The organism is Xanthomonas sp. NCPPB 3200, from assembly GCF_056393585.1.
This window is the reverse complement of sequence record NZ_CM150785.1, coordinates 235,580-249,013: the sequence shown is the minus strand read 5'-3', so window position 1 is coordinate 249,013 and position 13,434 is coordinate 235,580. Positions and strand designations below refer to the sequence as shown.

Sequence of the window (13,434 nt, the reverse complement as noted above, 5' to 3'; positions counted from 1 at the left end):
GATCAGTGACGGGCTGGATCGACGACGGGCTAAATCGGCGAGCACGCCTACGCGTGGCGCAGATCGGTCGCTCAACGCCTGGCGACAGGCATGTCGAGGCTTGCCGCTTCCGGGATGTTGCCAAAGCTAGTCAGTCGAGGGCTCGGCGCCCTCACCGCACTAGGAAGTTGGTCGGTGGCCGAATGAAAAACTGCTTGCTCGATGCATCGACCATTGAGCCATTGAGCCATTGAGCCGGCCCATCATTCTCCAACGATGCACATCGCGCACCGCTCTTGACCGTGCACACCGACCATCTCGACGGGTCCTTGCCCGCTCACCGTCGCGGGACCTTACGCGGCATGGATGCCGCGTAAGAGCCTACATGGACGTACTTGCGGCGTGTCCTGCGAGGGTGGGCGGGCAAGGGCCCTGCAGCCAAACCGCAGATCAACCGCTCTACGATTGAGCTATCGCACGGACGACTGCCTCAAAAGACCGACCATCTCGACCAGTCCTTGCCCGCTCACCGTCGCGGGACCTTACGCGGCATGGATGCCGCGTAAGAGCCTACAGGGACGTACTCGCGGCGTGTCCCGCGATGGTGGGCGGGCGAGGGCCCTGCAACCAAGCTGCAGATCATCCGCTCTGCAACTGGTCCATCAGCGCTGACCAATCCTTCCAAGCACGACACCCAAAGCAATGACTTGGAGCGGTGGCTGCGTTGCCCTGCTGGTGCCGGCCGCAAAAACGCCGTGCGACGTGATGTACAGCAGCGCGCTACGGGACTTTCTGCAGCGCGCCCGCCGCCGAGTTACGGAAACGCCGGCGGGTTCGCCTGCCATGCCGCAAAGACCTCGGCCAGGCTGGCGCGTTCGGCCTCGCGCCAATCCGGCAGCAAGGTGGCGTAGCTGGCGGTGCTGCTCCAGCGATCCGGCCAGGTGCGCACTGCGGCGGCATACCACTCGACCGCTTCCTGCTTACGCCCGCTGCGCCATAGCGCCAGCGCCGCAGTCGTCGGCAACCAGGCCGGCGCGGCCGGGCGGCCGTTGGCCAGGCCGGCCCATTGCTGCAAGGCCTTGTCGGGCTGGTCGGCGCGCAACAGATCCCAGCCGTAGTTCCAGGTGATGGCACGGTATTGCTGGCTGCCGTTGGAGACCAGCCCCAGGGCACCCTGGTAGAGCTCGTCGCCCAACTGCGTGCGTCCCCCGGCATAGGCCAGCGAGGCCAGTTGCGCGCGCGGCTCGGCCGCGCGGGCGTCACGCTGCACCATCGCCGCCAGGCGGTCGACCACCGCATCGCCCTGCCCCTGTACCGCGACCACGGCCTTGGTGGTGCCGCGATCTTCGTCGAAATAGAACTCCTTGGGCTTGGGCAGGTTCTGCGCCTGCGCCATCGACCACACGCCCCCGAGCAAGGCCAACATCGCGGCCCATGCGTATTTCCTTTTCACTGGCTTTATCCCCTGACAGCAAACGACCCTTCCCGTCCCCATCGTAACCGCAGCGCGACGGCTGTGCATCCGCATGCAACGGGCGCGTGAAGGGCGACTGTTACACTTTGCACCGCCGTTTTGGAATCCGTCGGGCGAGTCATTGGTTTCAGATGACACGCACCGGGTCCCAGCCACCCTTTCCGGGCACGCCATGACCAGTACTGCTGCACTCTCTTCTCCCGACTCTGCCAACACGCCGGAGCTCGGCCAGGTGGATGCGGATTACACGCTGGAGCACAAGTACACGCGTGCCGACGGGCGCATCTACCTGTCCGGCGTGCAGGCGCTGGTGCGGCTGCCGTTGATGCAGCGCCTGCGCGATGACGCCGCCGGCCTTGCGACTGCCGGCTTCATCAGCGGCTATCGCGGCAGCCCGCTGGGCGGTTTCGACCTGGAGCTGTGGCGTGCGCGCAAGCATCTGGACGCGGCCAGGGTGACCTTCACCCCCGGCCTCAACGAAGACCTGGCCGCCACCATGGTCTGGGGTACCCAACAGACCAAACTGTTCCCCGGTGCCAAGGTGCAGGGCGTCTACGGCATGTGGTACGGCAAGGGCCCGGGCGTGGACCGCAGCGGCGATGTGTTCAAGCACGGCAACGCCGCCGGCACCTCGCCGTATGGCGGCGTGCTGGCACTGGCCGCCGACGACCATGCCTGCCGCAGCTCCACCCTGCCGCACGGCTCGGAAGAGGAATTCGTCAGCGCGATGATGCCGATCCTCAACCCGGCCGGGGTGCAGGACATCCTGGACATGGGCCTGCTCGGCTGGGCGATGAGCCGCTATACCGGGCGCTGGGTCGGCTTCAAGACCATTGCCGAGACGGTGGAGTCGTCTGCCTCGGTGGATGTGGATCCGTTCGCCCGCAGCATCGTGCTGCCGGAGGACTTTGCGCTGCCGCCGGGCGGCCTGAGCATCCGCTGGCCGGATCCGCCGGTGGACCAGGAAATGCGCCTGCACCGCTATGCGATCGCCGCCGCACAGGCCTTCGCACGCGCCAACCAGATCGACAAGGTGGTGCTGGATTCGCCACATGCGCGGCTGGGCATCGTCACCACCGGCAAGAGCTATCTGGACGTGCTGCAGGCGCTGGAATACCTGGGCCTGGATGCGCAGGCTTGCGCGCAGATCGGCATCCGCGTGTACAAGGTCGGCATGACCTGGCCGCTGGAGCCGGTGGGCATCAGCGCGTTCGCGCGCGGGCTCGACGACATCGTGGTGGTGGAAGAGAAAAAGGCCTTCATCGAGCGCCAGATGAAGGAGCTGTTCTACAACTGGCCGGCCAGCGCCGGTGCGCGGCCCAGCATCGTCGGCAAGTACGACGAGCAGGGCGAATGGATCCTGCCGTCCACCGGTGAATTGACTCCGGCCACGATCGCGGCGGTGATCGGCAAGCGCATCCAGCGCTTTGCACTGCCGTCCAGCGCGATGACCGAGTCGATCGAACAGCGGCTGCGCTGGATGGACAGCAAGGAGGCCGAAATGGCCTTGCCGCGCGCGCTGTTCCCGCGCGTGCCGCATTACTGCTCCGGCTGCCCGCACAACACCTCCACCGCGGTGCCGGAAGGCTCGCGTGCGCTGGGCGGCATCGGTTGCCATTACATGGTGACCTGGATGAACCGCTCCACCGACACCTTCACCCATATGGGCGGCGAAGGCGTGACCTGGTCGGGGCAGGCGCCGTTCACCGAAACGCCGCACGTGTTCCAGAACCTGGGCGACGGCACCTATTTCCACAGCGGCTCGCTGGCGATCCGGCAGTCGGTCGCCAGCGGCGTCAACATCACCTACAAGATCCTCTACAACGATGCGGTGGCGATGACCGGCGGCCAGCCGGTGGACGGCACGCTCACCGTGCCGGACATCGCGCAGCAGCTGCGCGCCGAAGGCATCCACACCATCGCGGTGGTCAGCGACGACATTGGCAAATGGACGCGCCGGCGCGAGCGCTTCCCCAGCGAGGTGACGTTCCACGATCGCAGCGAACTGGATGCGGTGCAGCAGCAGTTGCGCACGGTCAAGGGCGTGTCGATCCTGATCTACGACCAGACCTGCGCCACCGAAAAGCGCCGCCGCCGCAAGCGCGGCAAGCTGGTCGACCCGCCCAAGCGCGTCATGATCAATTCGCTGGTGTGCGAAGGCTGCGGCGATTGCGGCGAAAAGAGTTTCTGCGTGTCGGTGCTGCCCAAGGAGACCGAATTCGGCCGCAAGCGGCAGATCGACCAATCCAATTGCAACAAGGATTATTCCTGCGTGTCGGGGTTTTGCCCGAGCTTTGTCACCGTGCACGGCGGTGCGCCGCGCAAGGGCAAACAGCGCGATGCCAGCGCCCTGCTGGGCAACCTGCCCGCGCCGCCGCAACGCACTACGCTGCAACAGCCCTGGAACATCCTCATCACCGGCGTCGGCGGTACCGGCGTGGTGACCATCGGCGCATTGCTCGGCATGGCCGGGCACCTGGAAGGCAAGGGCGCCACGGTGCTGGACCAGACCGGCCTGGCGCAGAAGGGTGGCGCGGTGACCACGCATATCCGCATCGCGCGCCGGCCGGCCGATATCCACGCGGTGCGCATCGCGGCCGGCGAAGCGGATCTGGTGCTGGGCTGCGACATGGTGGTGGTCAACGATTACTGGGCCTTGTCCAAGGTGCGCGACGGCCGCACCCAGGTGGTGCTCAACACCTACGAAGCGATGCCGGGCAACTTCACCAGCCAGCCGGATCTGCAGTTCCCCGCCGCCGAGATCATTGCCGGCGTGCGCACCGCATTGGGCGGCCAGGAGCCGCTGTTGCTGGATGCCACGCAACTGGCCACCGCGCTGCTGGGCGATGCGATCGCCAGCAACCTGTTCGTGCTCGGCTATGCCTGGCAACACGGGCTGGTGCCGTTGTCGCATGCGGCGCTGATGCGCGCCATCGAGCTCAATGGCGCGGCGGTGGCGATGAACCAGCAGGCGTTTGCGTGGGGGCGCCTGGCCGCGATCGACCTGCCGGCGGTGCAGCAGGCCGCAGGACTGCGCAAGGGTGGCGAGCATGCGCATGCACAGGGCGATACGCCGCCAGCGCGCGCACCGGGCAGCTGGGAAGAACACGATCTTGGCGGACAGACCGCACCGCACGCGCTGGCGCAAGGCGAAGGCAACACGCTGCATGGCGATGTCGATGCGCCCACGCATCCGCTCGACGACGAGCAGCTGGCGCAGTCGCTGGACGAAGCCATCGCGCGGCGCGCGGCGTTTCTGACCGACTACCAGGATGCCGCCTACGCGCAGCGCTATCGCAGCCTAGTCGAGCGCGTGCGCACGCGCGAAGCGCAACAGGCGCCCGGCAGCAGCGCGTTGAGCGAGGCAGTGGCGCGTTATTTCTTCAAGCTGATGGCCTACAAGGACGAATACGAGGTGGCGCGGCTGTATACGCGTGGCGACTTCCAGCGCCGGCTGCAGCAGCAGTTCGACGGCGACTACACCTTGCACTTCCATCTGGCACCACCGCTGCTGGCCAGGAAGGATGCGCACGGCCACGCGATCAAGCGCGAATACGGGCCGTGGATGTTCACTGCCTTCAAGCTGCTGGCGCGGCTGAAGTTCCTGCGTGGCGGCAAGCTGGATGTGTTCGGCTACAGCGCCGAACGGCGCGGCGAACGTCAGCTGATTGCCGACTACGTGACAACAGTGGACACGCTGCTGCAACGGCTGGATGCCGACAACGTCGGCCTCGCCGCGCAGATCGCCAGTATTCCCGAACATATCCGCGGCTACGGGCATATCAAGCACGCGCATCTGGAAGAAGCCAAGGCACGCGAAGCGGCGCTGCTGGTGCAGTGGCGCAATCCCAAGGCCTTGCATGTGGTGCAGGCGGCGTAGGTATGCGGATCGGCGTTGCAGGATCAACGCGTTGCGCGCCGACCCAATGAAGTGTTGCCGGTAGTGCGGCAGTGACAGGCTGGTGGGTCGTGGCACAGACGCCGCGCAACGGCCGCTGCTGCGTCGACTGATCACGTTTGCCGCAAGACGGCGGTCAGTGCCGGCTGGGGCGATGGGCTGCCGGCGCCGTCATCGATTCGGCAAGGTGTCACCGCCGCGCACGCGAGCGGTGTTGCGCATGCAGCGCCCCACCCGTCATTCGAAATGCCGGCCGCGCCTCAGGCGGACCGGCCCACGTACAGCTCGCACATCGACCACGTCGCCACGTTGGGTGATCTGCACCACGTCGCTGCCGGCCAGATCTGCGGCAACGCTGCGGATCTGCGGCATCAGCGCGCGCCAGCGCGCTTCGTCGCCGCTGAGTGCGCGCGCGACCTCGGACGGGCAAATCGATTGCTCCGGCCGCCGGCGCGCCAGCAGCGCGCGGATGGTCGCGACGATCTGCGCATCGTCGATCCGTTGCACGCCAGAGGCCAGAACTCAGAGCGGGCGCAACACGCGCAGGCCGAACCAGTCCTTGGCATCGTTCCAGCCGTGGGTGACCTTCAGCCCCGCAGCGGCGGCAAGTTCGGCAAAGCGCGCGTCGGTGTACTTGTAGCTGTATTCGACCTGCATCGCCTCGCCTTCGGCAAATTCGAATGCCTTGCCGCCCACCTGCACGCGCTGGGCGCGCTGGCTGATCAGGAAGGTCTCGATGCGGCCGCGCTCGCGCGCATACACCGCGTGGTGGCGGAAGCCGTCCAGATCGAAGTCGCTACCGATCTCGCGGTTGAGCCGCGCCAGCAGATTCAGGGTGAACTCGGCAGTGACGCCGGCCGCATCGTTGTAGGCGGCCTCGATCAGTCCGGCATCCTTGTCCAGATCGATGCCGATCAGGGCGCACCCGTCGCTGCCCATGGTCTGGCGCATCGCATCGAGCAACTCGACGGCGGCATCATCGGTGAAATTGCCCAACGTCGAACCGGGGAAGAACACCAGATGCCGGCGCGCCGGGCGCTGCGCCTGCGGCAGCTGCAGCGGCTTGGTGAAGTCGGTGCATACCGGCAGCATCTGGATCTGCGGGAACTGCTGCGCCAGCCGCGCGGTGCTCTCAAGCAAGGCGGTGCGCGAGATTTCCAGCGGCGTGTAGGCCACCACATCGCGCAGGCCCTGCAGCAGCAATTCGGTCTTGCGCCCGCTGCCGCTGCCGTATTCGACCACGTGCACGCCAGCGCCGATCGCCTGCGCGATCGAGGCCATACTGGCCTCCAGCAAGGCCAGTTCGGTGCCGGTGAGGTAGTACTCCGGCTGCCGGGTGATCGCCTCGAACAACTGCGAGCCGTGCGCATCGTAGAAATACTTCGACGGCAGCGTCTTGGGCGTTTGCGACAGCCCGGCCAGCGCGTCGGCGGTGATGTCGTCCGGTTGCGGGCGCAGGTCGGTCAGCGCGGCGTGCGCGCGTTGCATGGCATGGGCGGCAGCGTTCAAGGCAGATCCTTGGCAAGGCGCACGCCGGCAAACTGCCAACGCGCATCGGAGGGAAAAAAGTTGCGGTAACTGGCGCGGACGTGGCTAGCCGGCGTGGCACAGCTGCCACCGCGCAGCACCCATTGCGCATTCATGAATTTGCCGTTGTATTCGCCCAGCGACCCGGGCCACGGCGCAAAGCCGGGATGCGGCAGGTAGGCGCTGCCGGTCCATTCCCAGACATCGCCGAACAACTGCTGCAGGCCGGTATCCACCGCGTCGGCGCCGCGCGGATGCAAGGCGTCGCTATCGACGAAATTGCCCTGCACCGGCACACCGGTGGCGGCCTGTTCCCACTCGGCTTCGGTGGGCAGGCGTGCGCCGGCCCAGCGCGCGAACGCATCGGCTTCGAACAGGCTCAGATGGCATACCGGCGCATGCGCGTCGCGCGGGCGCCAGCCATCCAGGGTGAATTCGCGTCCGTCCGCGTCCCAATACAGCGGGTGCTGCCAGCCTTGCGCCTGCACCATCGCCCAGCCATCGCTGAGCCAGGCACCGGCACTGCGGTAGCCACCGGCGTCGATGAACTGCTGGAACTCGGCGTTGCTGACCACCCGATGCGCCAACGCATGCGCACCGACCAGCACGCGGTGGCGCGGCGACTCGTTGTCGTAGGCGAAGGCGTCGGCCTGCGGCCATGCCGCTGCGCCGATCTCCACGATCTGTTCGTCGCGTGCCTGCCAGCGCAGCGTGCTGGCGACGGCCGCAGGCGGTGCCGGCGCATCGCGGTACGCCGGCTGCAGCGGGTTGCTCCACAGCGCGTGCTTGATATCGGTCAACAGCAATTCCTGGTGCTGCTGCTCGTGCTGGATGCCGAGCTGCACGATGGTGCAAGCCTGCGCGTCCAACACCCCGTCACGCAGGCGCTGCTGCATCTGCGCATCGACTGCGGCCCGGTAGTCGCGCACCTGCTGCAACGATGGCCGCGACAACACCCCGCGACGCGCGCGCGCGTGCATCGGGCCCACGCTCTGGTAGTAGCTGTTGAACAGGAAATCCCAGGCCGGGTCGAACACACGGTAGGCCGGATCGGCCTGCAGCACGAAGCGTTCGAAAAACCAGGTGGTGTGCGCCAGATGCCATTTGCTGGGGCTGGCGTCGGGCATGCTCTGCACCATCGCGTCTTCAGCGCTCAGGGGTGCGGCGAGGCGATCGCTCAGCGCGCGGGTCTGCGCGTAGCGTTCCAGCAGCGTCAGCTGCTGTTGCTGGTGGTGGCCCAGCAGAGATGAGAGTGCAGACATCGCCATATGCTTGAGGAGCGCCTGTGAACGCGCCGTGTCGGCAGCGTGGCAGCCAGCGGTAAGCTGTCGCCATGTCTTCTTTTTCTCTGTCCAGCCTGCTCCCCGCGCCCGTCGAATGGGAACGCCGCCAGCAGGCATTTGCGTTACCTGCCGACATCACCTATCTGGATGCCGCCTCGCGCGGCCCGCTGCTGCGCGCGGTGCAAGCGGTCGCGCATCAGGCGGTGGATGCGCTGGCCACCCCGTGGCAGCTGCCGTTCGATGCCTGGCTGCAGGACATCGAGCGTTTGCGCACGCTCGCTGCAGGCCTGTTCGACGACGATGCCGACGGCGTGGCAATGCTGCCCTCGGCCGCGCACGGCCTGGCGACTGCCGCACGCAACCTGCCACTGCAACGCGGCGAGGCGGTGCTGCTGCTGGAAGGCCAGTTCCCCTCGAACCTGCTGATCTGGCAACGCCGCTGTGCCGAGGTGGGCGCGCACATCGTGGCGGTGTCCACGGCCGGTGGCGATGCCTTGACCGCGGCGGTGCTGCAGGCCATCGCCCAGACACCGGCCTTGCGCATCGTGACGTTGCCGCATGCGTACTGGCTGGATGGACGACAGCTCGATCTGGACCGCATCAGCGCCGCGGTGCACGCACGCGGCGCAGCGCTGGTGCTGGATCTGAGCCAGAGCCTGGGCGTGCTGCCGACCGACCTGCCGCGCTGGCGGCCGGACTTCGTGGTCAGCGTCGGCCACAAATGGCTGCTGGGGCCGATGGGGCTGGCCTGGCTGTGGGTGGCCCCGCAATGGCGGGCGCACGGCGTGCCGATCGAAGAACACTGGATCGGCCGCGATGCCGGCAGCAGCTGGGAATTTCCGGTGGCCCAGGCGCCGTCCTATCGCAGCGGTGCGCGCCGGTTCGATGCCGGCGGCGTTGCCGATCCATTGCGGATTGCGATGGCGACGGTGGCCTTGCAGCAGGTCGCTGCCTGGCAACCGGCACGCATCGCGCAGGCGCTGGGCGCGCTTACCGCGCGCTGGGACGCGGCGCTGCAGGCACGCGGCCTGCGCAGCTGGTGCACGCCCGCCCACGCGGCGCATCTGACCGCGTTGCAGCCGCCAGCCAATCAGCTGGATGCGGTGGCGACGGCGTTCGGCGCGCGCAGGGCGATCTGCACACGCCGACACGGACGTCTACGTATCGCACCGCACCTCACTGTCACCGAGGATGCGCTCTCAGCCCTGATCGCAGCGCTGCCAGCCGCGTAACCGTAGGAGCGGACCAGGCCGCGACGTGGCGTTACCGGCTAAGCCCGGTCGCGGCCGGGTCCGCTTCTACTGGCTCAGCCGCGCTGGCGGATGCGCAGCCCACGCGGGGTGACCCAGCGCTCCAGGCCTTCGAACAGCGCCTGCACGATCAGCGCGAGCACCGCCGCAGGAATCGCGCCTTCCAGGATCAAGTCGATGTCGTCCAGGCGGATGCCGGTGAGGATCGGTTGACCGTAGCCGCCTGCGCCGATCAAGGCGCCCAGCGTGGCGGTGCCCACGTTGATCACCGCCGCGGTCTGGATGCCGGCCACGATGGTGCGACGCGCCAGCGGCAGTTCCACCCGCCACAGGCGCGTCCATGCCGGCAGTCCGATCGCCTCGGCGGTCTGGCGCAACTCGCGCGGGATCGAGGTCAGCCCGGCATGCGTATTGCGCACGATCGGCAGCAGGCTGTAGAGAAACAACGCGGCAATCGCCGGTTTGGCGCCGATGCCGAACAAGGGAATCATGAAGACGAACACTGCCAGCGACGGCAAGGTCTGCAGCACGCCGGTCAACGACAGCACCACCTGCCCGAGCCGCGGCCGCCGGGCCGCCAGCACGCCCAGCGGCAACGCGATCAGCAAGGCAAAGCCCAACGAGATGCCGACCAGGGCCAGATGCTCGCGCGTATGCCGCAGCAGACGCGCCACCCGCGAGTCGGCTGCCGATGCCGGCGTAACGCCCAGCCACTGCGCAGCCACCGCCGCCTCGGACTGACGCTCCAGCTTCACCTGTGCGTTGAGCCGCTGCATGGTCGCCTCGTCGATGCGCCCCTGCAGCCCCTGCAATGCCTTGAGCATCGCCGGTGAGCGCTGCGCCAGGTCCTTGCGATACAGGAACACCGCCTGGTAATCGGGAAAGTAATGGCGGTCGTCGCGCAGCGCCTGCAGCCGGTAATACGGAATTTCCGCATCGGTGCTGTACAGATCGGTGACCTCGATCGCCCCGCTCTGCAGCGCGCGATAGGCCAGATCGTGGTCCAGCCCGGTCGCGGTCTGCGGCAACGAATAGGCGGCGCGCACGCCCGGCCAGCCATCGGCGCGCTGCATGAATTCGTTGCTCAGCCCGATCTTGAGCGATGGATGCCGTGCCAGATCCGACATCGATGCGATGCCAAGCGCCTGCGCGCGCTCGACGCGCATGCCGAAGGCATAGGTGTTCTGGAAGCCGAGCGAGTCGGTCATCGCCAGCCCGCGCGCATCCAGTGCGGCGCGCAGTTCGGCCTGGCTGGCCTTGGGCAGCTGCAGCAGTTCCTGCGCCAGCGTGCCGGTGTATTCGGCGTACGCATCGATCTGCCCGGTCTCCAGCGCGCGCCACAGGATGCGCGTGCCACCGAGCTGCGCGCGGTGTTGCACGTCCACGCCGTCGCGCTGCCCGGCGGCGGTGGCGATCTCGCCCAACAGCACGGCCTCGGTGAAGTTCTTCGAGCCGATCGTCACCTGCGCAGCCTGCGCACCGACGCTTGCGATCAGCAGGGCAACGGCCAGCAGCACGCGCGCGATCATGCGGCGTCGCCAATGCTGCGCTGCGCAGTGAGAAAGCGCTGCACGAACGGATCGGCCGGCTGTTCCAGCAGGCTGCGCGCACTGCCCTGCTGCACCACCTGGCCGGCCCGCATCAGCACCAGGGTATCGGCCAGGTAGGCGGCTTCGGCTACGTCGTGGGTCACCAGCACCACGGTCTTGCCGAGCTGGGCGAACAGCGCGCGCATCTGCGCCTGCAGGTCGTAACGCACGATCGGGTCGAGCGCGCCCAGTGGCTCGTCCAGCAGCAGGGCCGGTGGATCCAGCATCAGCGCACGGATCAAGCCCACGCGCTGGCGTTGACCGCCAGACAGTTCGGCCGGATAACGTGCCAGCAACTCCGGCGGCAGCTGGCAGAGCGCGCACAGGGTCTGCAGGCGTTGGTCGATACGCTGCCGCGTCCAGCCCAGCGTCTGCGCCAGCAACACCACGTTGCTGCGTGCATCCAGATGCGGGAACAGCCCGCCCTCTTGAATCACATAGCCGATGCGCTGGCGCTGCGCCTGCAGGCCGGCGCGTTGCAGCGGCGCACCATCGAAGGCGACCGTGCCGCTGTCCGGCCACTCCAGCCCGACCAGCATCCGCAGCACGGTGGACTTGCCTGCGCCGCTGGGGCCGATCAAGGCGGTGGTGACGCCGCTGGCGAACTGCAGGGAGACGGAGTCGAGGGCAATGGCCTGGCCGTAGCGCCGGCTGACCTGGTCGAGAGTGAACATGCGCTCGAGCTTGCCGAACGCAGCGTCAGACGCGCGCGAAGGTAGGCATCAGCGCGGCGGCGCCAGCAACTCGCGCGCGCTCAGGTAGCCGTCGCCGTCGGCATCCTGCCGCGCGAAGCGCTCGATCAGCGTGGCACGATGCGCGGCACGGGTGATCGGCTTGCCGCGCCGGCCAGGCAGCTCATCGCCCTGCAGCACGCCGTCATGGTCCAGGTCGCGCTGCTCGAAGGCATAGCTCATCCAGGCCAGATATTCGTCGCGGCTGACCCGGCCATCGCCATCGGTATCCATGCGTTGCAGATACTGCTGGCTGTCCTGCACCTGGGCCTGCGCTTGCGCAAGAAAAGCCGGAGCGCACACAACACCCGCCAGCAGCAGGCCGCGCGCGATCAAGCCATACGATCCACGCACACGCACAGCAGCACGCGTGCCCCGCCGATTACGACCCACTCAGCGCATAACCCTTGAGCCGCGCCGCATAGGCCTGCAAGGCGGCATTGCCGCTGGCTTCGGCCTCGTGACACCACTGCTGCAGGTGCTTGAGCCGTTCGGATGCATCGTGGCTGCGCGCCTCCAGCACCGCAGTCAGGCGTGCGCGGTACTCGACCAGCGTGCGCATGCGCGGGCGCTCGGCCACCCAGTGCTGCAGTTGCGCGCGCGCATCGGGCTTGAGCCACCGCCCGTCATCGACCAGGCCCTTGCGCAGCCGCCGCGGCAACAGCTGCCGCAACTTGGCGCCGGTGGCCGCGGCCTCTTCGCGTAGCGCCGGGGTGAACACATTGCGCTGGTAATCGGTCATCGCCTGGAAGCGATGCGAGAGCAGTGCCTTGAGCGTGTCGGCATCGGGCACGGCGATGTTGGGGCGGATGTCCAGCGACGGTGCCACCCGCAGCACCTTGGCCAGGCCGATCGCCTGCAGCCCGCGGATGGCGACCCAGCCGATATCCAGCTCCCAGCGCCGCATCGAAAACCGCGCCGAGCTCGGGAACGCATGGTGGTTGTTGTGCAGTTCTTCGCCACCGATCCACAGCGCCCACGGCGTCAGGTTGGTGGAGGTGTCGGCCGACTCGAAATTGCGATAGCCCCACCAGTGGCCCAGGCCGTTGACCACGCCGGCGGCCCAGAACGGAATCCACGCCATCTGGATCGCCCACAGCGCGATGCCGGGCAAACCGAACAGCACCGCGTTGATCACCAGCAACGCGATCGGGCCGGCATTGGCATGCGGGGTGTACAGATGCCGCTCGATCCAGTCGGTGGGCGCGCCCTTGCCGTATTGCTCGATGTCGGCACGCTGCGCACGCGCTTCGCGGTACAGCTCCACGCCACGCCAGAACACCTGGCTGATGCCCTTGGTCTGCGGGCTGTGCGGGTCTTCCTCGGTCTCGACCTTGGCGTGATGCTTGCGATGGATTGCCACCCATTCGCGGGTGATCATCGAGGTGGTCAGCCAGGTCCAGAAGCGGAAGAAGTGCGCCACCACCGGATGGAAGTCCACACCGCGATGGGCCTGGCTGCGATGCAGGTACAAGGTCACCGCGAAGATGGTGAGCTGGGTGAACACCAGCAGCACCGCCAGCATGCCCCATACGCCCAGCCCGGCCACGCCGGAAGTCAGAAGGTCGATGATCGGGTCGGACAACATCGGCATTTCCACAGCGGCGCCATCGGGTTGGGTCGATGCAGACATGATGGGGGCGATGGCGGCAAACTTCACCCTCCGGATGCGTAGGGTGCGCCCTACATTTCTAAAGCGGTTC

The 13,434-nt window shown here is 67.4% G+C and carries 10 protein-coding genes; 2 read left to right on the top strand and 8 right to left on the bottom strand.

The annotated features are described in order from the left end of the window. Nucleotides 1-793 precede the first annotated feature (793 nt). Entirely contained in the window at nucleotides 794-1,432 is a 639-nt protein-coding gene (locus tag AC06DU_RS00980) for a hypothetical protein (RefSeq protein ID WP_046345310.1), read from the bottom strand. Nucleotides 1,433-1,625: 193 nt separating this feature from the next. Between AC06DU_RS00980 and AC06DU_RS00975 the strand changes: the two genes are divergently transcribed. Continuing rightward, nucleotides 1,626-5,333, top strand: coding sequence for an indolepyruvate ferredoxin oxidoreductase family protein (locus tag AC06DU_RS00975; RefSeq protein ID WP_478203286.1), 3,708 nt, complete (start codon nucleotides 1,626-1,628; stop codon nucleotides 5,331-5,333). A 255-nt stretch (nucleotides 5,334-5,588) separates the two neighbouring features. Here the strand turns inward: AC06DU_RS00975 and AC06DU_RS00970 are convergent, their stop codons facing one another. From AC06DU_RS00970 to egtB, 3 genes are read right to left on the bottom strand one after another with little or no spacing between them, the layout of a single operon-like run. Further along, nucleotides 5,589-5,858: a DUF3253 domain-containing protein gene (locus tag AC06DU_RS00970; protein ID WP_184515347.1), complete on the bottom strand. Its 270-nt coding sequence runs from the start codon at nucleotides 5,856-5,858 to the stop codon at nucleotides 5,589-5,591. Nucleotides 5,859-5,873: 15 nt separating this feature from the next. Then, nucleotides 5,874-6,860, bottom strand: coding sequence for an L-histidine N(alpha)-methyltransferase (gene egtD / locus AC06DU_RS00965; RefSeq protein WP_024939498.1), 987 nt, complete (start codon nucleotides 6,858-6,860; stop codon nucleotides 5,874-5,876). Next, the gene (gene egtB / locus AC06DU_RS00960; RefSeq protein WP_478203284.1) at nucleotides 6,857-8,146 is read right to left on the bottom strand and encodes an ergothioneine biosynthesis protein EgtB; all 1,290 of its coding nucleotides are present in this window, start codon (nucleotides 8,144-8,146) and stop codon (nucleotides 6,857-6,859) included. The genes egtD and egtB overlap by 4 nt, the downstream gene beginning before the upstream one ends. 65 nt (nucleotides 8,147-8,211) lie before the next feature. Here egtB and AC06DU_RS00955 point away from each other — a divergent pair, with 65 nt between their 5' ends. After that, nucleotides 8,212-9,393, top strand: coding sequence for an aminotransferase class V-fold PLP-dependent enzyme (locus AC06DU_RS00955; RefSeq protein WP_478203282.1), 1,182 nt, complete (start codon nucleotides 8,212-8,214; stop codon nucleotides 9,391-9,393). Nucleotides 9,394-9,467: 74 nt separating this feature from the next. Here the strand turns inward: AC06DU_RS00955 and AC06DU_RS00950 are convergent, their stop codons facing one another. The 4 genes from AC06DU_RS00950 to AC06DU_RS00935 are packed head-to-tail and all read right to left on the bottom strand — an operon-like array spanning nucleotide 9,468 to nucleotide 13,319. Further along, on the bottom strand, nucleotides 9,468-10,940 hold the full coding sequence (locus AC06DU_RS00950; RefSeq protein ID WP_478203280.1) for an ABC transporter permease/substrate-binding protein: 1,473 nt from the start codon (nucleotides 10,938-10,940) through the stop codon (nucleotides 9,468-9,470). Continuing rightward, the gene (locus AC06DU_RS00945) at nucleotides 10,937-11,674 is read right to left on the bottom strand and encodes an ATP-binding cassette domain-containing protein (protein ID WP_478203278.1); all 738 of its coding nucleotides are present in this window, start codon (nucleotides 11,672-11,674) and stop codon (nucleotides 10,937-10,939) included. Before AC06DU_RS00945 ends, AC06DU_RS00950 begins: the two co-directional genes overlap by 4 nt. Nucleotides 11,675-11,722: 48 nt before the next feature. After that, nucleotides 11,723-12,067 (bottom strand): EF-hand domain-containing protein, encoded by a 345-nt coding sequence (locus AC06DU_RS00940; protein ID WP_221202383.1) that lies wholly within the window; start codon nucleotides 12,065-12,067, stop codon nucleotides 11,723-11,725. 46 nt (nucleotides 12,068-12,113) lie between these two features. Continuing rightward, nucleotides 12,114-13,319, bottom strand: coding sequence for a DesA family fatty acid desaturase (locus tag AC06DU_RS00935; RefSeq protein WP_016901218.1), 1,206 nt, complete (start codon nucleotides 13,317-13,319; stop codon nucleotides 12,114-12,116). Nucleotides 13,320-13,434 lie beyond the last annotated feature (115 nt).